The sequence below is a fragment of the Halorubrum ejinorense genome (assembly GCF_055389685.1).
In genome coordinates this window covers 3,085,925-3,103,475 of the sequence record NZ_AP043777.1, presented here as the reverse complement: position 1 = coordinate 3,103,475, position 17,551 = coordinate 3,085,925, and the positions used below count along the sequence as shown (strand labels likewise).

Annotated in this window: 18 protein-coding genes and 1 tRNA gene; 11 read left to right on the top strand and 8 right to left on the bottom strand. The window is 69.4% G+C overall.

Annotated features, from left to right (window positions below):
• Positions 1-33 precede the first annotated feature (33 nt).
• The gene (locus ACZ5KW_RS16975) at positions 34-435 is read right to left on the bottom strand and encodes a zinc ribbon domain-containing protein (protein ID WP_343779028.1); all 402 of its coding nucleotides are present in this window, start codon (positions 433-435) and stop codon (positions 34-36) included.
• A 97-nt stretch (positions 436-532) separates the two neighbouring features.
• Here ACZ5KW_RS16975 and ACZ5KW_RS16970 point away from each other — a divergent pair, with 97 nt between their 5' ends.
• The 7 genes from ACZ5KW_RS16970 to ACZ5KW_RS16940 all read left to right on the top strand — a co-directional run bounded on the left by ACZ5KW_RS16970 (position 533) and on the right by ACZ5KW_RS16940 (position 7,235).
• Positions 533-913 carry a Rid family detoxifying hydrolase gene (locus tag ACZ5KW_RS16970; RefSeq protein WP_343779026.1) on the top strand — a complete coding sequence of 127 codons (381 nt, stop codon included), beginning with the start codon at positions 533-535 and terminating at the stop codon, positions 911-913.
• On the top strand, positions 913-1,173 hold the full coding sequence (locus ACZ5KW_RS16965; protein WP_343779024.1) for a hypothetical protein: 261 nt from the start codon (positions 913-915) through the stop codon (positions 1,171-1,173). Before ACZ5KW_RS16970 ends, ACZ5KW_RS16965 begins: the two co-directional genes overlap by 1 nt.
• Positions 1,174-1,200: 27 nt before the next feature.
• Positions 1,201-1,282: transfer RNA gene (locus ACZ5KW_RS16960), tRNA-Ser, on the top strand.
• A 442-nt stretch (positions 1,283-1,724) separates the two neighbouring features.
• Complete coding sequence (locus ACZ5KW_RS16955) at positions 1,725-2,219, top strand: hypothetical protein (RefSeq protein WP_343779022.1); 495 nt, start codon at positions 1,725-1,727, stop codon at positions 2,217-2,219.
• 484 nt (positions 2,220-2,703) lie between these two features.
• Entirely contained in the window at positions 2,704-2,871 is a 168-nt protein-coding gene (locus ACZ5KW_RS16950; protein WP_006111840.1) for a hypothetical protein, read from the top strand.
• Positions 2,872-2,974: 103 nt separating this feature from the next.
• A complete protein-coding gene (locus ACZ5KW_RS16945; RefSeq protein WP_343779020.1) occupies positions 2,975-5,572 on the top strand; it encodes a DNA topoisomerase I in 2,598 nt (865 codons plus the stop codon).
• 142 nt (positions 5,573-5,714) lie between these two features.
• Positions 5,715-7,235 carry a PAS domain-containing sensor histidine kinase gene (locus ACZ5KW_RS16940; protein WP_343779018.1) on the top strand — a complete coding sequence of 507 codons (1,521 nt, stop codon included), beginning with the start codon at positions 5,715-5,717 and terminating at the stop codon, positions 7,233-7,235.
• Between the two features lie 63 nt (positions 7,236-7,298).
• Here ACZ5KW_RS16940 and ACZ5KW_RS16935 read toward each other — a convergent pair whose 3' ends face one another.
• From ACZ5KW_RS16935 to ACZ5KW_RS16915, 5 genes are all read right to left on the bottom strand, one after another.
• Positions 7,299-7,664 (bottom strand): DUF192 domain-containing protein, encoded by a 366-nt coding sequence (locus tag ACZ5KW_RS16935; protein ID WP_343779016.1) that lies wholly within the window; start codon positions 7,662-7,664, stop codon positions 7,299-7,301.
• A gap of 96 nt (positions 7,665-7,760) precedes the next feature.
• Positions 7,761-8,015 (bottom strand): glutathione S-transferase N-terminal domain-containing protein, encoded by a 255-nt coding sequence (locus tag ACZ5KW_RS16930; RefSeq protein ID WP_343779015.1) that lies wholly within the window; start codon positions 8,013-8,015, stop codon positions 7,761-7,763.
• 199 nt (positions 8,016-8,214) lie between these two features.
• On the bottom strand, positions 8,215-9,861 hold the full coding sequence (thsB, locus tag ACZ5KW_RS16925; protein WP_343779831.1) for a thermosome subunit beta: 1,647 nt from the start codon (positions 9,859-9,861) through the stop codon (positions 8,215-8,217).
• A 245-nt stretch (positions 9,862-10,106) separates the two neighbouring features.
• A complete protein-coding gene (locus ACZ5KW_RS16920) occupies positions 10,107-10,658 on the bottom strand; it encodes a copper resistance protein CopD (protein WP_371152627.1) in 552 nt (183 codons plus the stop codon).
• Positions 10,659-10,689: 31 nt separating this feature from the next.
• On the bottom strand, positions 10,690-11,022 hold the full coding sequence (locus ACZ5KW_RS16915; protein WP_343779012.1) for a hypothetical protein: 333 nt from the start codon (positions 11,020-11,022) through the stop codon (positions 10,690-10,692).
• Positions 11,023-11,174: 152 nt separating this feature from the next.
• Here ACZ5KW_RS16915 and ACZ5KW_RS16910 point away from each other — a divergent pair, with 152 nt between their 5' ends.
• The 4 genes from ACZ5KW_RS16910 to pheA all read left to right on the top strand — a co-directional run bounded on the left by ACZ5KW_RS16910 (position 11,175) and on the right by pheA (position 14,783).
• Positions 11,175-11,687: a DUF7523 family protein gene (locus tag ACZ5KW_RS16910; RefSeq protein WP_343779010.1), complete on the top strand. Its 513-nt coding sequence runs from the start codon at positions 11,175-11,177 to the stop codon at positions 11,685-11,687.
• A 113-nt stretch (positions 11,688-11,800) separates the two neighbouring features.
• Positions 11,801-12,670 (top strand): CbiX/SirB N-terminal domain-containing protein, encoded by an 870-nt coding sequence (locus tag ACZ5KW_RS16905; RefSeq protein WP_343779008.1) that lies wholly within the window; start codon positions 11,801-11,803, stop codon positions 12,668-12,670.
• A gap of 2 nt (positions 12,671-12,672) precedes the next feature.
• Positions 12,673-13,875, top strand: a complete 1,203-nt coding sequence (locus ACZ5KW_RS16900; protein WP_343779007.1) for a DR2241 family protein — start codon at positions 12,673-12,675, stop codon at positions 13,873-13,875.
• Positions 13,876-13,976: 101 nt separating this feature from the next.
• Positions 13,977-14,783 (top strand): prephenate dehydratase, encoded by an 807-nt coding sequence (pheA, locus tag ACZ5KW_RS16895; RefSeq protein ID WP_343779005.1) that lies wholly within the window; start codon positions 13,977-13,979, stop codon positions 14,781-14,783.
• 48 nt (positions 14,784-14,831) lie between these two features.
• Here pheA and ACZ5KW_RS16890 read toward each other — a convergent pair whose 3' ends face one another.
• Entirely contained in the window at positions 14,832-15,452 is a 621-nt protein-coding gene (locus ACZ5KW_RS16890; RefSeq protein ID WP_343779003.1) for a class I SAM-dependent methyltransferase, read from the bottom strand.
• Between the two features lie 143 nt (positions 15,453-15,595).
• A complete protein-coding gene (gene cysS, locus ACZ5KW_RS16885; RefSeq protein ID WP_343779002.1) occupies positions 15,596-17,104 on the bottom strand; it encodes a cysteine--tRNA ligase in 1,509 nt (502 codons plus the stop codon).
• Positions 17,105-17,551 lie beyond the last annotated feature (447 nt).

Here is a 17,551-nt window from a genome sequence, read left to right as displayed (position 1 = left end):
CGCCGGAGCGTTCGCGGGAGACCCCGCACTCCTTCACGACGACCGGTCGGCCATCGCGGTCCCCGCGGTGACCCCGGCGCCCTCGTCGACGAACCCCGACCGCACGCACCACCGGCAGTACCGGAACCCGTCCCGGTTCTCCGCACCGCAGTGACGGCACACGACCGTTTCGCCCTCGGCGTCGAGCGGCGGCGGGTCGCGCCGGCCGATCGACTCGCCCGGTTCGTCGCCGGCCCCGTCGCCGTCCGACGCGGCCGCTGACCCGACGCCGGCCACCGCCCCGTCGCGGTCGGGACTCGACGCCCGGGCCGTGACCGAGTCAAAGAACGTCCCCGGACCGCTGTTCCGGCGGATGAGCACCCACGCCACCGCGAGGTTGACCCCCATCACACCGGCGAGTATCGCGACGAGCGGCAGTAGCTGGTCACCCGTCATGTGTGCCGTGTTATCATTCCAGTGGCTTGTGTCTGACGGTGGGCGCGGTCGGGGCCTCCAGAGTACTCTTGAGGGTGCCGGTCGAACGCGGACTCGCATGAAAGAGATCATCCACACGGACGACGCCCCGGCGGCGGTGGGCGCGTACAGCCAGGCGACGACCGACGGCGACCTCGTGTTCACGGCCGGGCAGATCCCGCTGACGCCGGACGGCGATCTGCTGGACGACGCGTCGATCGCGGTCCAGACGGAGCGGGCGCTCGACAACCTCCTCGCGGTGCTCGACGAGGCGGGCGCGTCGCCCGAGGACGTGCTCAAGACGACGGTGTTCCTCGCCGACATGGACGACTTCGACGAGATGAACGAGACCTACGCCGGCTACTTCGACGACTCGCCGCCAGCGCGGTCCGCGGTCGAGGCGGGCGCGCTCCCGAAGGGCGCCGGCGTCGAGATCGAGGCGGTCGCCGTCGTCGAGTGATGGCGGACGGCGGCGGCGAATCGGCGAGGGCGCGCGGCGCCCCGGCCACCCCGCGCGCCAGGGTGCGGTCCGCGGCGCTGTGGGGGGTCGTCGGCGGGTTCGCCTTCCTCGTACTCGCGCAGGGGTACCGGCTCCTCGGTCCGGGGCCGCTGCCGGTCGGCCTCTGGGGGCTGGCGCTCGTCGCGCTCGGCGTCGGCGTCGCCTCGGCCGGTCTTTCCTACCTCGCCGAGGCGCGCCTGCGGGCGAAAAGAAGGACTTAACAGTCGCACCGCAGTATCATCGCGTGAGCCAGGATGGCCGAGTGGTAAGGCGCACGCCTGGAAAGCGTGTTCCCTTCTGGGATCGGGGGTTCAAATCCCTCTCCTGGCGCTTCGCTGTCGCAACAACGAGCGAGGAGCGACAGCGACGAGCGAGTACCGCGACAGCGAAGCGCTTGCGGGTTTGAACCAGGGAGTGGAGCGAGCGAAACGAGCGGAACGACTGAGGTTCAAATCCCTCTCCTGGCGTTTTCGACGAACAACACGGTGAGCGGAGCGAGCCGTTCGTCGAAAACGCGACTGAGGGGATTTGAATCTGAGGACGAGCGAACGAAGTGAGCGAAGTGCTCCGGGTTCAAATCCCTCTCCTGGCGTTCTGTCGACGCCGACTCCGAGCGAGGAGCGACAGCGACGAGCGAGTCCGTAGTTCCCGAACCTACCGATCTTGGGTCCGTTGAAATCTTCGGAGAGCGATGCGCTTCTGTCCTGTATTCAGTACGGACATACGGTGGAAAAATACAAACAGATCTATCCGAAATAGATCTGTCGTACGAATGGTCCCCGAACTGTCTACTGACCGTCGTAAGCTCCTCGCGAGCCTCGGCGGTGTCGGCCTCGTCGGTCTCGCGGGCTGTACCGACCTCGGCGGTGATTCCACGGAGAGCGATAACGACCCCACGGTCATCGACACGATCGAGATCGCAAACGGTCAAGACGTCGCACGAACGTTCGAAATCGTTCTGCGATCCGCCGAGAGCGTACGCTACTGGGACTCGTTCGAGGTCGATGCGTCGGAAAGGGGTGACGGAAATTTAGCTATCGTCGAAGGTCCGTTTGGGAACGGTGAGGAACGGTTGTGGCTGGACGTGAAAGCGGGGTATCCCGACCACGGTCCCGACTCATCCGAGGATGAAACCGTCCTCACCCAGCCTCTCGGCGAGGAGTACGGCGGCTGTATCTACGTGGTGGTCTTTGCGCGCATTGCTGGCGGTGTCTCGGTCTTCGTTGACCCGGCCGACGAGGTCGTGTCCAGGGAGACTCGATGTTGAACTCCGGCGGCACATCGCTGTTAGCCGTTTATAAGTAACCGACTGCGGATCGACGGTGAGTGCCTCCAAAGCCCCAACCGTGAGGAGTCCGGACGCTCGCTGTGCTCCTCGCTCAGTCGCTCCGCTCCTTCGCTGCGGTGCTTGCGTCGCCTCCGAACTCCTCACGGTTGCCCCTTTGAGTCCCACCCCGACCGCGACCGCACCGCAGCCTCACGCCTCCCCAGCCTCGTCGGCCGGCCTCCGCTTCGCTCCGACCGGCCGACTCCCTCGCGCGTGCTGCTCGCGGCCTACCGGCCGCTCGCAGGCACGCGCCGACCGCATCGTTTATTTATAAGTGATCATCGCTGCCGCCTGTCGATATTTACATACTCAGCCGCTGTCGCCGGACTGCGCTGCTTCGATGGCGTCTGTTCCTGCCGCTCACGGATACGTCCGCACACCGACACAAGATTCATATGTGTGGGTATAGTTGACACGGGTGACGATGCCAGACACGAAATCGGGTCGCGAGCGGAAGGGGAGGAACAAGCGCCGCCAACTCGAGAACCACCTCGCACGGCGCGAACTCGACGCGGACGACGAGCCGCCGGAGCCGTACCGCGAGGCGACAGACGCGGAGTTCCTCGCCGAGTCCGACGACGCGGCCCGGTGACCGGTCGCGCTCCGATTCGTCTTTTGAGGCCGTCCGTCCCCGAGCCTGCCCGCAATCTCTCGTCACGAAAGGTTTAGACCCGGGAGCGGCGTATCTCGGCGCAATGAGTCGCGGCCCCGAGCTGATAATCACGGAGAAAGACAACGCGGCGCGGCGCATCGCCGACATCCTGAGCGGCGAGTCCGCGACCGCGGAGCGGATGAACGACGTCAACGTCTACGAGTGGGGCGGCAAGCGGTGTATCGGGCTGTCCGGCCACGTCGTCGGCGTCGACTTCCCCGCCGAGTACAACGACTGGCGCGACGTCGAGCCGGTCGAGCTCATCGACGCGCCCGTCACCAAGACGCCCACGCAGGAGGGAATCGTGGCGGCGCTGCGCCGGCTCGCCCGCAACGCCTCGCGCGTCGTCATCGCGACCGACTACGACCGCGAGGGCGAGCTCATCGGCAAGGAGGCCTACGAGCTCGTCCGCGAGGTCAACGAGGACGTTCCCGTCGACCGCGTTCGCTTCTCTTCGATCACCGAAAACGAGGTCCAGAAGGCGTTCGCGAACCCCGACGACCTCGACTTCGATCTGGCCGCCGCCGGCGAGGCCAGACAGACCATCGACCTGACGTGGGGCGCCGCCCTGACCCGGTTCCTCTCTTTATCCGCCCGCCAGCTCGGTGACGACTTCATCTCCGTCGGCCGGGTTCAGGGACCGACGCTCAAGCTCATCGTCGACCGCGAGCGGGAGATACAGGCGTTCGACCCCGAGGCCTACTGGGAGCTGTCGGGCGAGCTGGCGAAGGCGGGCGGCGACCCCTTCGAGGCGCAGTACTTCTACCTGAACGACGAGGGCAACGAGCGCGAGCGCGTCTGGAACGAGTCGGTCGCCGAGACGCTCACCGAGGCCCTCGACGCGGCCGAGGAGGCCAGCGTCGACGACGTCACCCGGCGGACCCGGACCGACGACCCGCCGACGCCGTTCAACACCACGGCGTTCATCCGCGCGGCCGGGTCGCTCGGCTACTCCGCGCAACGCGCCATGTCGCTCGCCGAGGACCTGTACACCGCCGGCTACGTCACCTACCCGCGGACCGACAACACGGTGTACCCCGACGACCTCGACCCCGAGGAGCTGATCGAGGAGCTGCAGGCGTCCTCGACGTTCGGAACCGACGCCGCGAGCCTGCTCGTCGAGGACCGCGATATCGAACCGACCGAGGGAGACGAGGAGACGACCGACCACCCCCCGATTCACCCGACCGGCGAGCTACCGAGCGCGAGCGACCTCTCCGACGACGAGTGGGAGGTGTACGAGCTGATCGTCCGCCGCTTCCTCGCCACCTGCGCCGAGCCCGCGACGTGGGAGCGGCTCCGCGTCGTCGCGCTCGCGAACGGCGAGGCGACCGCGATCGCCGAGCGCGCGGACGGGCTCGCCGCGCTCCGCGACCCGGACGAGGCGCGCGGTCCGGCCGACCTCGCCGCCGACGGGGGCCTGCGGCTGAAGGCGAACGGGAAGCGCCTGCTGGAGGCGGGCTACCACGACGTCTACCCGTACCGCTCCAGCGACGAGCGGATCGTCCCCGACGTCGAGGTCGGGGAGACGCTGTCGCTGTCCGACCGGGTCACCGAGGCAAAAGAGACCCAACCGCCCCGCCGCTACGGGCAGTCCCGCCTCATCGAGGAGATGGAGAAGCGACAGCTGGGGACAAAGGCGACCCGCCACCGCACCATCGAGAAGCTCTACGAGCGGAACTACGTCGAGAGCGATCCGCCCCGGCCGACCCGGCTCGCGGAGGCGGTCGTCGAGGCCGCAGAGGAGTTCGCCGACCGGATCGTGAGCGACGAGATGACCGCACAGCTCGAATCCGACATGGCGTCGATCGCGGGCGGCGAGAAGGACTACGAGGACGTGACCGCGGCCTCCCGCGAACTGCTCTCGCAGGTGTTCGACGACCTCACCGACTCCCGCGAGGCGGTCGGCGACCACCTCCAGACCTCCCTGAAGGCGGACAAGACGCTCGGACCGTGTCCGGAGTGCGGGTCCGACCTGCTCGTCCGGAAGTCGCGACAGGGGTCGTACTTCGTCGGCTGCGACGGCTACCCCGACTGCGAGTACACCCTGCCGCTCCCCTCGACGGGGAAGCCGCTCCTCCTCGACGAGACCTGCGAGGACCACGACCTCCGCCACGTGAAGATGCTCGCCGGCCGGAAGACGTTCGTCCACGGCTGTCCGCAGTGTAAGGCGGACGAGGCGGACGAACAGGAAGACGAGGTGATCGGCGTCTGTCCCGACTGTGGTGCGGAACACGGAGGGGATCTCGCGATCAAGCGACTCCGGTCCGGCTCCCGACTCGTCGGCTGTACGCGCTACCCCGACTGCGACTACTCGCTGCCGCTCCCCCGGCGCGGCGAGATCGAGGTAACCGACGAGACCTGCGAGGAGCACGACCTCCCGCACCTCCGGGTCCACTCAGGCGACGAGCCGTGGGAACTGGGCTGTCCGATCTGTAACTACCGCGAGTTCACGGCCCGGCAGGAGGGGTCCGAGCTCCAAGCGGTCGAGGGAATCGGCGAGAAGACCGCGTCGAAGCTGAAAGACGCCGGCGTCGGCGGCGTCGACGAACTCAAGTCGGCCGATCCGGACGACCTGGCGGCCGACGTCGACGGCGTCGGCGCCGATACCGTCCGCGACTGGCAGGCGAAGGCGGACTAAGCCCGGGGTACCGCGCTTAGCCCGGTGAGTCTCCGTCGGCCCTCTCTCGACTGGATCCGTTCGTACTGCCCACCGCGACCGTTCGCGCCGCGATATCTAAAACAGTAAACACATATGCCCGGAGCGTCTCGATCCTCGACATATGGGAGACGGTGACGCGGACCCGCCGGCCGACGGTCGATCCTCGTCGAGCGGCGTCGCCGCCGCCACCGGCATCCTCCGGGCGTTCGTCGAGGCGGTGCCAACCCCCGCGCTCGTCTGCGATCGAGAGACGCTGGCGATCCGCGCCGCGAACCCGCCCGCGGTGGACCTCCTCGGCTACGACCGCGGCACGCTGACGCTCATGGGGCTTCCGGACGTCGGCGAGAGCGACGTCACCGTCGCCGGTGACCCCGTCGCCGACGTGGCCGCCGACGCGTCGAACGCCGCCGCCGACGCCGCCGGAGTCAAACGGTTCCAGTGGGACGTGCGGCTCGGTGACCCCGGCGTACGGGTCGACGCGGCACTCCACACGGCGACGATCGCCGGCAGCGAGTGGCTCGTCGTCGGCCTCTCGGACGCGACCGCTCGCGTCGCCGCCGCGGGCGAGCGCGACGCGGAGCGCCGACTCGTCGACGCGCTCGCCGAGACGGTTCCCCTCGCGCTGTTCCGGTGTACCGAAGAAGGAACGCTCTCGCGGTGGAACGACCGACTAGCGACCGACAGCGGGTACGAACCCGAGACGCTGTCCGGTCGGGCGCTCTCCTCGCTGTTCGACGACGAGACGACCGACGCCGTCAGGGAAGCTCTCGCGCAGGTGTACCGTGACGCCGAGACCGTCACCTGTGAGGCCCGGCTGCTCACCCGCTCCGGCGAACGGGTCCCGTACCGGCTCTCGATCGGTCCGGTGACCGACGGTGACAGAGTGGTCGGCGCCGTCGGCGTCGGCGAGGACGTCACCGAGGCGTCGCTCAGAGAGGAGCGGCTCGCCGTGTTGACGCGCGTGTTGCGCCACAACTTCCGGAACGACCTCAACGTGGTCACCGGGTTCACCGGCCGAGCCATCGAGACCGTCGACGACCCCGAACTGGTCACGGAGCTCGAACGGGTCGTCGACACCGCCGAGCGGCTGTTGCGGCTCGGCGAGACCTCGCGGAAGGTGGAACGGCTGCTCTCACAGCGCCCTTCGCCGCGGCCGATCGCGCTCGCGCCCGCGGTCGACGCCGCGCTCGAATCGCTCGACCCGGCGGTCCGCGAGCGGGCCGCCGTCGACGTCGACGTTCCCGAAGGGCTCGTCGTCTCCGCCGTCTCGTTTTTCCCGGAGGCGATCACCGAACTCGTCGACAACGCGATCCGTCACAACAGCGCCGACAGCCCGCGGGTGCGGATCTCGGCAGCGGAGCTGCCCAGCGAGTCGTGGCTCTCGCTCGTCGTCGCCGACGCCGGGCCGGGCATCCCGCCGGCCGAGCGGGCCGTCCTCACCGGCGAGGAGACGCCGCTCGACCACGCGAGCGGGCTCGGGCTCTGGTACGTGAACTGGATCGTCACCGCCGGCGGCGGGAGCCTCGACATCGCCGAGAGCAAGGCCGGCGGCAGCCGGATCGAACTGTCCCTCCGCGTCGCGGAGGGATCGCCCTCGGACGGAGACCTGTTCGCTCCCGACGTCCGCGACGGCGACGCCTGAGACCCGGCCCCGCCGTTCGTCGCTGCGCCGTCGCTTTCGCCGGACCGCTCGATCGGTCCGCGTTCAGTCGACCAGGCGCAGTTCGTCGCCGACGGCCACCGATCCGGCCGCGTCCGCCGGCAGTTCGATCACCGTGTCGGCGCGACCGCGACCCAGACCGACGAACGGCGCGAGCCGCTTTTTCTCCGTGACCTCGCCGTCGACGAGCCACACCGCGTCGATCGCGAAGGGGACGAACAGCATGTGGAGCCACTGCGTGTCGACCTCGTCGAACGGAAACACGAGGGCGTAGTCATCCGGGATCGACCGCCGGAACATCAGCCCGCGAGCCTGTTCGAGCGTCGAGCGCGCGACGTCGACGTCGCTCGCGAGGACGGTCTCCGAATCGGTCGCCGCGGCGGGACGGTGAACGAGTCGCACGCCGGACACCTCATTCCCGCCGGATAAATAGCCTCTCGTTCGCCGAACGCCGCGCTCGCTGAACGCTCTCGTTCGTCGGACGCGGCGCCCGACGTGACCGGCGCCTTAGCTCGCGCCGCCGTACGTCTCTTCGAGGTACTCGACGATGTCGTCGCTCTCGGCCATTCCCTCGACGCCGTGTTCCTCGTCGACGAGGACCGGGACGCCCGTCTGCCCGGACACCTCTTCGACCTCGGTGCGTTCGCTGTGCGAGCGCGGCACCATGATCGACTCGTACTCCAACTCGAGGTCCTCGAGCTTCGTCGTCACCTTCGCGCAGTACGGACAGCCCTCCAGCTCGTAGAGCGTCAGGTTCGTCATCACCGATCCGTAGGGTCTGGATCGGTAAAGAGGTGCGGCCGCGGATGCGCACGACGCGCACGGGCGCGGCCCGAGATGCGGACCGGCCGCGCCGCTATCCGTGGATCGAAACGGGGGAAAACGGAGCGTTCGGATGGTCGTTCGTGATCGTGGGGTGACCGACCCCCGCTCGCCGTTCGAGGTTCTCTCAGAACCTCGCTTACATCGCGCCGCCCATGCCACCCATGCCGCCCATGCCGCCGCCGGGGGCGCCGCCCTCGTCGCCGTCGCCGGCGGTCGAGAGGTCGCCCGCCGAGATGATGTCGTCGATTTTCAACACGAGGTTCGCCGCCTCGGCCGCGGAGGCGATCGCCTGTTCCTTGGCGTGGGCCGTCTCGACGACGCCAGCATCGGCCGTGTTGACGACCTCTCCGGCGAACACGTCGAGCCCGGCGTGCTCGTCGCCCGCCTCGTGGGCCGCGCGCAGGTCGACCAGCAGGTCGATCGCGTCGAGGCCCGCGTTCTCGGCGAGGACGCGCGGGATCAGTTCGAGGGAGTCAGCGAACGCCTCGACCGCGAGCTGCTCGCGCCCGTCGACGGAGTCGGCGTAGTCGCGCAGCCGCCGCGCGAGCTCGACCTCGACCGCGCCGCCGCCGGGCAGGGTCCGCCCGTCGGAGACGGTCGTCGAGACCACGTCGAGCGCGTCCTGAATGCCGCGTTCGAGCTCGTCGACGACGTGTTCGGTGGTGCCGTACAGGAGGAGCGTGACGCCGTGGGCGTCCTCGCCCTCGACGTAGAACAGCTCCTCGTCGGCGTCGCGTTCGATCGTGCCGACCGCGAGGTCCTCGGCGGTGAGCGAGTCGAGGTCGGTGACGATCGGCGCGCCGAGCACGTTCTTCAGGAAGGTCAGGTCGGACTTCTTCGTGCGGCGGACCGCCAGGATGCCCTCCTTCGCGAGGTAGTGCTGCGCGAGGTCGTCGATCCCCTTCTGACAGAAGACGACGTCGGCGCCGGAGTCGACGATCTTGTCCACCTTCGCGCGGAGCTGCTCTTCTTCCTGATCGAGGAACTTCTGGAGCTGGTCCGGCGAGTCGACGTTGACCGAGGTGTCGACGTCCGCCTCCTCGACCTCGATCGGGTCGTTGAGGAGGAGGACGTTCGCGTCCTCGAAGTCGGTCGGCATGTCGTCGTGGACGGGGTCCTTGTCGATGACGGCACCGGAGAGCAGGCGCGACTCGCCCGCCGCGCGACCGGTGCGCGTCTCGATGTTGAGGTTCGCCAGGTCGACCACGTGCGAGCCGTCGTCGGCCTCGACGGTGACGCCCTGTACCGCGCGGACGACAAGGTCGGCGAGCACGTCCTTGTCGAGCTCCGCGCCCTTTCCGGTCATCGACGTCTCGGCGACGTTCCGCAGCGTCTCGGCGTCGTCGGGGTCGACGGCCGTCGCGATGTCGTCGACCTGCTCGCGGGCGTACTCGCTCGCGAGGTTGAACCCCTTGATCACCGCCGTCGGGTGGATGTCCTGTTCGAGGAGGTCCTCGGCGTTTTTCAGCAGCTCGCCCGCGATGGCGACCGCGCTGGTCGTGCCGTCGCCGGCCTCGTCCTCCTGGGTCTCGGCGACCTCGACGACCATCTCGGCCGTCGGGTTGTCGATGTCCATCTCCTGGAGGATGGTGACGCCGTCGTTGGTGATGGTGACGTCGCCCATCGAGTTGACGAGCATCTTGTCCATCCCCTTCGGTCCGAGCGTCGACCGGACCGACTCGGCGACACCGCGTGCCGCGGAGATGTTGTACTCCTGTGCGTCCTTGTCCTGGACGCGCTGGGCGTCATCGCCCATGATGATCATCGGCTGACCCTGCTGCATTCGCTGACTCATACAGCGTTTGATTGATTGTGATTCTATATAAATGATTCGTTGGTGGGCGATCGCCGTCCGACGGGTACCGCCGCGGTCAACCTCGAAAAAACGCCTGACACCGCGACCTTCTCGGCCAGTTCATGCGGAGAGTTACCATTGATCTCGGTTCGGAGCGCGACCGGAATTCACCGCGTTTTATATACTGTCCACGGCGCCGACCTTCTCGCCCGCTCGGGACGTTCGCTCCGATGTCAGACAGGGATCCCGCCGGCCAAGAGCGCGGCGTCGACGAGGAGCAACACGGCGAGTGCGGCGCTCGCGAGTAGGTACGGCCGGCTCACGGCCGCCAGCCGCTGGGTCGTCGGGGCTCCCCCGCCGTCGGCGAACGCCTCGGTCGGAAGCCCCTCGGCCATGTACTGACCCCAGCCGACCTCCGGATCGAGTTCGCGGCGCATCCGCAACACGCCCATCTCGACGAGGCCGTTCATCACGCCCCACAGCGACAGCATCGCGAGGACGGCCCACCCGCGGGGCGCGGCGGTCAACGACTCGAGGGAGCCGTACAGCACCCAGACGAGGTACGCGCCGGTGACCGGCAGCGCGACGCCCGTCCAGCGGGTGACCATGAGCAGTCGGTGTGCGGCGTCGGCGAACGACTCTCGAGACAGGTCCCCGTCCGTCGCCCGGGGGAGGACCGCGTAGACGACGAACAGCACGGCACCGGTCCAGAACGCTCCCGACAGCACGTGCGCGGCGTAGGCGGCGGTTCGGATCACGTCGGTTCCTCGGTTCGACGACGGCATAAATGTCGGACGTGACCGGACTCGCCCCGGGTCACGGCAGCGACAGGACTCCCTCGTACCGGTGGGTGCCCTCGACGGTCCGGCGGTACTCGTAGGCGTCGGGCGGGTCGATCCCCCACGCCCGCAAGCGGTCGTCGACCCCGTCGACGTAGGTCGCGAGGAACGACCCCCGATCGCGGAGGGTCGGCGGCGCCCGCGTGTGTTCGGTCTCGAAGCGACACCGGGCGGTCCGGTCGCCTTCGGGGAGTATCCGAATCCGAAGGTCCGAGCGGAGCCGTTCGCGAACCGGCGTCGGCTCCCCGCGCAGGTGCCCCTCGCCGAACGCGTCGATCGCGGCCAGCGCCTCGTCGGGGACGTGGTTCACGTCGCGGTGTACGCTCCGACGACACGAGTCGCTTGCCCCGACTCGGTCGCAGTGCGGCCGCGGCACAGTCCCGACCCGTCCGCGGACCGGCCGTGAATCGGTTGCCCTCCGGGACCGAAACGTCCTTGCGGACCGGCCGCGCACCTCGGCGCATGTCGCTGGCAGCCGAGACCCGCGCGGCGGTCCGCGCGCGCCCCTTCGTCTTCGACGCGCTCCGTGCCGGACTCCTGAACCACAGCGCCGCGGCCGCGTGGCTCGCGGAGGCCGCCGACCTCGACGGCGACGCCGACGCCATCGCGGCCGCCCTCCGACGCTTCCGCGAAGAACTGCCCGCGTACGCGACGGCGTCGAGCGAGGCGACCGTCTCGATGCGGAGCGGGGTGGGAGTCGCCGACGAGGCGGACGAGGCGACGCCGCTCCTCCGGGTGGGGGAGGCCGCCGTCGTTCCGGAGGGCGACCACACGGCGGTCGTCGCGACCGGGAACGTCGACGCCGCGACGCTCGCGGCCGCGCTCCGTCGGCTCGCGGTTCGAGAGGTCCAGGTCGTCGCCGCGGGCGTCGCCGGAGGTTCGCTCGTCTGCGTCGTCCGGCGCCGCGACGGTCCCGACGCGGTTCGGGTCGTCGAGGCCGCACTCGATTCGGCGCCGGCGGTCGACTCGGCCTGACTCGGTTCCGGCCGTCGGCCCGGCCCGCTCCGGTTCCGACGCACCCGCCCGTCACGTTCCCGCCGCGCCGCAGCCTCCGAAGTCCCTAAGAGCGGTGCGCCCACAGATCGGGTATGCAGTCGCTCGTCATCGTCGCGCACGGCTCTCACCTCAATCCGGAGTCGAGCTCGCCGACGTACGACCACGCCGACACGATCCGCGCTACCGGTGCCTTCGACGAGGTCCGCACCGGCTTCTGGAAGGAGGAACCGCACTTCCGGGAGGTGCTCCGCACCGTCGAAGGCGACGAGATCTACGTCGTCCCGCTTTTCATCTCGGAGGGGTACTTCACCGAACAGGTGATCCCACGAGAGCTGCGGCTCGACGGCTGGGACGTCTCTCACTGGGGCTCTGACGGCCTCTCTGCCGACCAGGCGACGCTCGTCGCCGAGGACATCGACCGCGAGGTCCACTACTGCGGCCCCGTGGGAACCCACCGCGCGATGACCGACGTGATCGTCCGGCGGGCGGAGTCGGTGACGAACGACTCGGACGTCGGCGAGGGGTTCGGGCTGGCGGTCGTCGGCCACGGCACCGAGCGCAACGAGAACTCGGCGAAGGCGATCGAGTACCACGCTGACCGGATCGCCGAGCGCGACCGCTTCGACGAGGTGAAAGCGCTGTACATGGACGAGGACCCGGAGGTCGACGACCTCCCCGAACACTTCGAGAGCGAGGACGTGGTCTTGGTCCCGCTGTTCATCGCCGACGGCTACCACACGCAGGAGGACATCCCCGAAGACGTCGGGCTCTGTGAGGACCACACCGAGGGATACGACGTGCCGGAGACCGTCGACGGCACCCGGATCTGGTACGCCGGCGCCGTTGGGACGGAGCCGCTCATGGCCGACGTGGTCTTGGAGCGCGCCGCCGACGCCGGCGCCGACCTCGGGGCCGCGCTCGACGACGTGCGCGAGACGACCCGCGTCGCCACGGGTGACTGACCGTGAGCGACCCGACGCCCGACGCCGCGACCGACGACGGAGACGACGGAGACGACGCGACCGACGACACCGAAGCGCCGACCGTCCCGCCGATCGACCTCCCCGGCGACGCGTTCGACGCGGTCCTCGACGCGCTCGACGACCGCGACCCGGGCGAGCCGGTCCGGTTCGAGGGGTTCACCGTCACCCGCGCCGACGACGGCGGGTACGTCCTCGCCGACGGCGACCGGTCCGATCCGATGGCCGAGCGCGAACTCCACGAGGCGCTCGCCGAGCGCGCGCCGGCGGTCACGGACTGGTACGCCTTCGAGCGAGTCGTCGGCGAGTTCGGCCCGCGCCGCGCCTTCCTTCGGTGGATCGAGGACGCCGACGGCGAGACCGTGGCGGCCCGCTACGCGGCGCTCGCGGCCGGGATCGAGCGCGCCTGGGGGGAACTGAAGATCACGGCCACCGTCACCGACCGCGGGGAACGCCGCTACGACGTGCGCCACGCCGACGACGCCGGCGTTCCGGTCGACGACCTGACGGCCCACGACGACCCGCTCGACGCCCGTGACTTGGTCACCTTCGACGAGAAGGGGCGGTACCGACCCCTCAAGACGGCGCCGTCGCTCGCGAGCGGGTGGGTCTTCCCCGATCTGGGGCCGCGCGACTTCTACGAGACGGTGGAGACGATCTACCCCGCGACGGTCGCCAACTGGCACCGCGAGCGCGAAGGGGAACTCGACGTGACCCACTGGCGCGAGACGATGGAACGCCAGTCGGGGATCTACGGCGTCGTGAAGACGTGGGACCGCGGCGAGGGGTACGAACACGTCAACTGGGTCGCCGAGGCCTGCTGTGACGACTCGCAGTGTCTCAAGCGCCGGGAGTGGCAGTACGACGACGACACCGACCTCGATGTCGACGGCGGCGACGGCGCGTTCCCCTGTCGGGAACCCTGTTCCGTGGTCGTGTCGGCCGCGCGGAAGTGGACCCGACTCGAGAGCGAGCAGCCGCGGACCTACGAGTTCGACCTGACCCCGAGCGAGAAGGAACAGGTCGAGGACATCATCGAGGCCGTCGCTGACGGCCGGACCGACGAGATCCGCGAGGCGGACACGAAGGAGGGAGCGAACCGCTACCGCACGCGCTTCCTCCGCGCGAAGCTGTTCGACGACGAGGGGAACCTCGGCGGCGTGCCGACCGAGCCGGACGACGAGTAGCGGTTCCGTCGGTCGCCTCGCGGTCGCTCGAGGGCCCGACTCCACCCGAAGCATCGCCGCGCCCCGCAGGCTTTTCTCACCTCCCCCGATACGTTGGCGTAATGAACGCCGTCACGCTTGGTCCCGCCGGCACGTACTCACACCGCGCCGCGAGCGCCGTCGCCGCCGAGGTGTCGTTCCGCGAATCGGTCACCGCCATCGTCGACGCCGTCGCCGCCGGCGAGTTCGAGCGCGGCGTGGTCCCCATCGAGAACAGCATCGAGGGGTCCGTCACCGAGAGCCTCGACGCGCTCGCGGAGTACGACGTGTCGGTGACACGCGAGGTCGTCACCCCGATCCGTCACGCCCTCCTCGCGCAGGACGACGAGTTCGAGGTCGTCGCCAGCCACTCGCAGGCGCTCGCGCAGTGCCGCAACTGGCTCGAAGCGAACTACCCCGACGCGGGCCTCGAAGCGGTCGCGTCCACCGCCCGCGGGGTCGAACGCGCCCGCGAGGACGCCCGCATCGCCGGGATCGGTCACCCGGACAACGCCGGCGACGACCTGCGCATCCTCGCCGAGGACATCCAGGACCGCACCTCGAACGCGACCCGGTTCCTCGTCGTCGCGCCCGCGTCGGCCCGCACCGACGCCGGCGGCAAGACGACGCTCATCGTCTACCCGAACGCGAACTACCCCGGCCTCCTGCTCGAACTGCTCGAGGCGTTCGCCGACCGCAACCTCAACCTCTCGCGGATCGAGTCGCGCCCGAGCGGCGAGCGCCTCGGCGACTACCTGTTCCACTTCGACGTCGACGCAGGCCTCTACGAGGACCACATGGCGCAGGCGGTCGGCGACATCGAGGCGATCGCAGACAAGGGGTGGGTCAAAGTGCTCGGCTCGTACGACACCGAACACGTCCTGGAGTGAGCCGGGCGCCCTGACGGTTCCCGTTCCGCCCGCCTGCGCCCGCCGCGGTCAGTCGACGTCGACGCGCGCGACGAACCCCAGGCCGGCGTCGAACCTCTCGACGACGGTCACCGACTCGAACCGGCGCTGGAGGTCCGCGAGGACGTCCGCGTGCTGGAAGTTCACGACTCGTCGGTACGCCTTCATGACCGCGTTCCCGAACGCCCCGTCGGGGACCCGCCCGTCGATGACCGCGACGCGGCCGCCGGGACGGACCACCCGCTCGATCTCGTCGAAGACGGCCTCCACGTCCGGCATCGCGCTCAGCGCCAGCGACGCGAAGACGCCGTCGACGCTGTCGGCTCGCAGGCCCAACTCGGACGCGTCCGCACGGAGGACGGACACCGACGGGTACGCCGCCGCCCGCTCGGCGGCCGCGCGAACCATCTCCGCGCTGTAGTCCACGCCGATCACCTCCCCCTCGGGGCCGACGGCCTCGGCCAACAGCGGGAAACTGCCCCCGGGCCCGCAGCCGAGATCGACGACCGTGTCGGCCGCGTCCGGCGCGAGCGCCCTGACCGCCGCCTCGCGCATCGACCGCGACAGTCGGTCCACCAGTCGGTACGCGGGTCCGTACGTCGCCCATCGGTCGTAGACGCGCTGACCGCGACGAGCGGGGTCGTCGACCATCGCGTGTGCGATCTGTTCGCAATGTCAAACAGCTACCGGTCCGAACGGCGTCCGAAGAGTCTCACGCACCCGTCGGCCGGCACATCTCGACCGGTCGGGGTTGCCGGCGAACAGTCGGTTCGTCCGTCAGTCTCCCCGCCCGGTCACTCGAACCGGTACGTCGCCCCGTCCGGCCCGTCCTCGATCTCGACGCCGACCTCCTGAAGCGCGTCGCGCAGTTCGTCGGCGCGCTCGTAGTTCCCGGCCTCGCGCTCGGCCTCCCGCACGTCGAGGACGAGTTCGACCAACTCGCCGGCCAGGTCCACGTCGCCGTCGCTCGTCGACTCGAACTGGAGGCCGAGCACGTCGCCGCCGAGCGCCTCGAAGGCTTCGACCGCCTCGCGGAGTCCGCGGTAGTCGTAGGCGGCCGCCGCGTCCGTCCCGTCCGCGCTCGCGTCGTCGACCGCGTCGACGTGGCGGTTCACCGCGTCGGTGAGGTCTAAGAGCGCCGCGGTCGCCTCCCGGAGATTGAGATCGTCGTTCATCGCGGCCGCGAAGTCGTCGCGGGCGGTCTCGACGCCCCCGCGGAGGGTCTCGTCGGCCGTCTTCGCGGCGGCGTCCACGGAGTCGAGCGCCTCGACGGCGCGGTCGTAGGTGCGCGAGAGGCGCTCCCAGCGCTCCTCGGCCTCGGCGATCGTCTCCTCGGTGAGCGCCTGCTCGGAGCGGTAGGCCGCCCCGGCGTAGAAGGTCCGGACGACGTTGACGCCGAGTTCGTCCAAGGCGTCGGGGACGGTCCAGAAGTTCCCGATCGAGGAGGACATCTTCTCGCCGTCCATCGCCAGCAGGCCGACGTGGAGCCAGTGGCGCGCGAACGGCTCGCCGGTGGCCGCCTCCGACTGTGCGATCTCGTTTTCGTGGTGGGGGAAGACGAGGTCGCGGCCGCCCATGTGGACGTCGAGCGTGTCACCGAGATGGGTCGTCGACATCGCCGAGCACTCGACGTGCCATCCGGGGCGACCCTCGCCCCACGGCGACGCCCACGTCTCGCCCGCGGGCGTCTCGTCGCCGTGCTCGTGTTTCGCGTGTTCCCGCGCGGCGGTCTCGCTCACGCCGTCGGCCTTCCAGAGGGCGAAGTCCGACGGGTTGCGCTTCTCCGACCGCTCGTCCGGCTCGCCCTGCGCTTCGAGCGCGTCGAGGTCCTGGTTCGAGAGCTTCCCGTACTCGTCGAACTGCGTCACGTCGAAGTAGACGGAGCCGTTCGACTCGTAGGCGTACCCCCGCTCGATCAGGGTCTCGACGAGGTCGACGATCTCGGGGACGTGTTCGGTGACGCGGGGGTACACCTCGGCCCGCTTGAGGTTCAGGCCGCGCATCGCGTCGAAGACGGTCGCCGTGAACGTCTCGGCCACGTCGCGCTCGGCCGCCCACTCGTCGCGCTCGCCGACCCGGGCCGTGATCTTCTCGTTGACGTCGGTGACGTTCTCGACGTGACGCACGTCGTGACCCAGGTGTTCGAGCCACCGGTGGAGCACGTCGGCGTGGAACCACAGGCGGGCGTGGCCGAGGTGGGGGTCGTCCGACACCGTCAGTCCACAGACGTACAGCGTGACGTCGCCGTCGGCCGTGAACTCGACGCGCTCGTCCGCCAGGGTGTCGGTAACGACGAGACTCATTAGCGGGTGATTGCCGAGGTGAGCGTTTTAAATCGTCGGATCGAGCGAGACGAGGCAGACGTGTTCTCTGTCGGTTCGTCCACTCGGGTGTACGTAGTCGATGTCGGCGGCGGATCGACGGCAAACGCCTCCAAAGTCCCTGCCGCTCACTCATAAATAGTTGATAATGGACCGGCGGTGAACACCGCCAAAGTCCCTGCCGCTCACTCATAAATAGTTGATAATGGACCGGCGGTGAACACCGCCAAAGCCCCAGTCGCGAGGACGGCGCACGCTCGCTGTGCTCCTCACTCGATCGCTCACTTCGTTCGCTCCCTCGTTGCGGTGCTTGCGTCGCCTGCGCCGTCCTCGCGACTGCCCCTTTGAGTCCCGCCCCGCACCGCTCCGCACCGCAGCCTCACACCTCCCCAGCCTCGTCGCTCGCTTCGCTCGCGACTCCCTCGCGCG

Bases quoted from the DNA above. Each gene is read 5' to 3' on its own strand.
- ACZ5KW_RS16930 (WP_343779015.1), bottom strand. From the start codon at position 8,015: ATGACGAACCTGACGCTCTACGAGCTGGAGGGCTGTCCGTACTGCGCG.
- ACZ5KW_RS16940 (WP_343779018.1), top strand. From the start codon at position 5,715: ATGGGAGACGGTGACGCGGACCCGCCGGCCGACGGTCGATCCTCGTCG.
- ACZ5KW_RS16975 (WP_343779028.1), bottom strand. From the start codon at position 435: ATGACGGGTGACCAGCTACTGCCGCTCGTCGCGATACTCGCCGGTGTG.
- ACZ5KW_RS16905 (WP_343779008.1), top strand. From the start codon at position 11,801: ATGCAGTCGCTCGTCATCGTCGCGCACGGCTCTCACCTCAATCCGGAG.
- thsB (WP_343779831.1), bottom strand. From the start codon at position 9,861: ATGCAGCAGGGTCAGCCGATGATCATCATGGGCGATGACGCCCAGCGC.
- pheA (WP_343779005.1), top strand. From the start codon at position 13,977: ATGAACGCCGTCACGCTTGGTCCCGCCGGCACGTACTCACACCGCGCC.
- ACZ5KW_RS16920 (WP_371152627.1), bottom strand. From the start codon at position 10,658: ATGCCGTCGTCGAACCGAGGAACCGACGTGATCCGAACCGCCGCCTAC.
- ACZ5KW_RS16965 (WP_343779024.1), top strand. From the start codon at position 913: ATGGCGGACGGCGGCGGCGAATCGGCGAGGGCGCGCGGCGCCCCGGCC.
- ACZ5KW_RS16890 (WP_343779003.1), bottom strand. From the start codon at position 15,452: ATGGTCGACGACCCCGCTCGTCGCGGTCAGCGCGTCTACGACCGATGG.
- ACZ5KW_RS16945 (WP_343779020.1), top strand. From the start codon at position 2,975: ATGAGTCGCGGCCCCGAGCTGATAATCACGGAGAAAGACAACGCGGCG.
- cysS (WP_343779002.1), bottom strand. From the start codon at position 17,104: ATGAGTCTCGTCGTTACCGACACCCTGGCGGACGAGCGCGTCGAGTTC.
- ACZ5KW_RS16970 (WP_343779026.1), top strand. From the start codon at position 533: ATGAAAGAGATCATCCACACGGACGACGCCCCGGCGGCGGTGGGCGCG.
- ACZ5KW_RS16910 (WP_343779010.1), top strand. From the start codon at position 11,175: ATGTCGCTGGCAGCCGAGACCCGCGCGGCGGTCCGCGCGCGCCCCTTC.
- ACZ5KW_RS16950 (WP_006111840.1), top strand. From the start codon at position 2,704: ATGCCAGACACGAAATCGGGTCGCGAGCGGAAGGGGAGGAACAAGCGC.
- ACZ5KW_RS16955 (WP_343779022.1), top strand. From the start codon at position 1,725: ATGGTCCCCGAACTGTCTACTGACCGTCGTAAGCTCCTCGCGAGCCTC.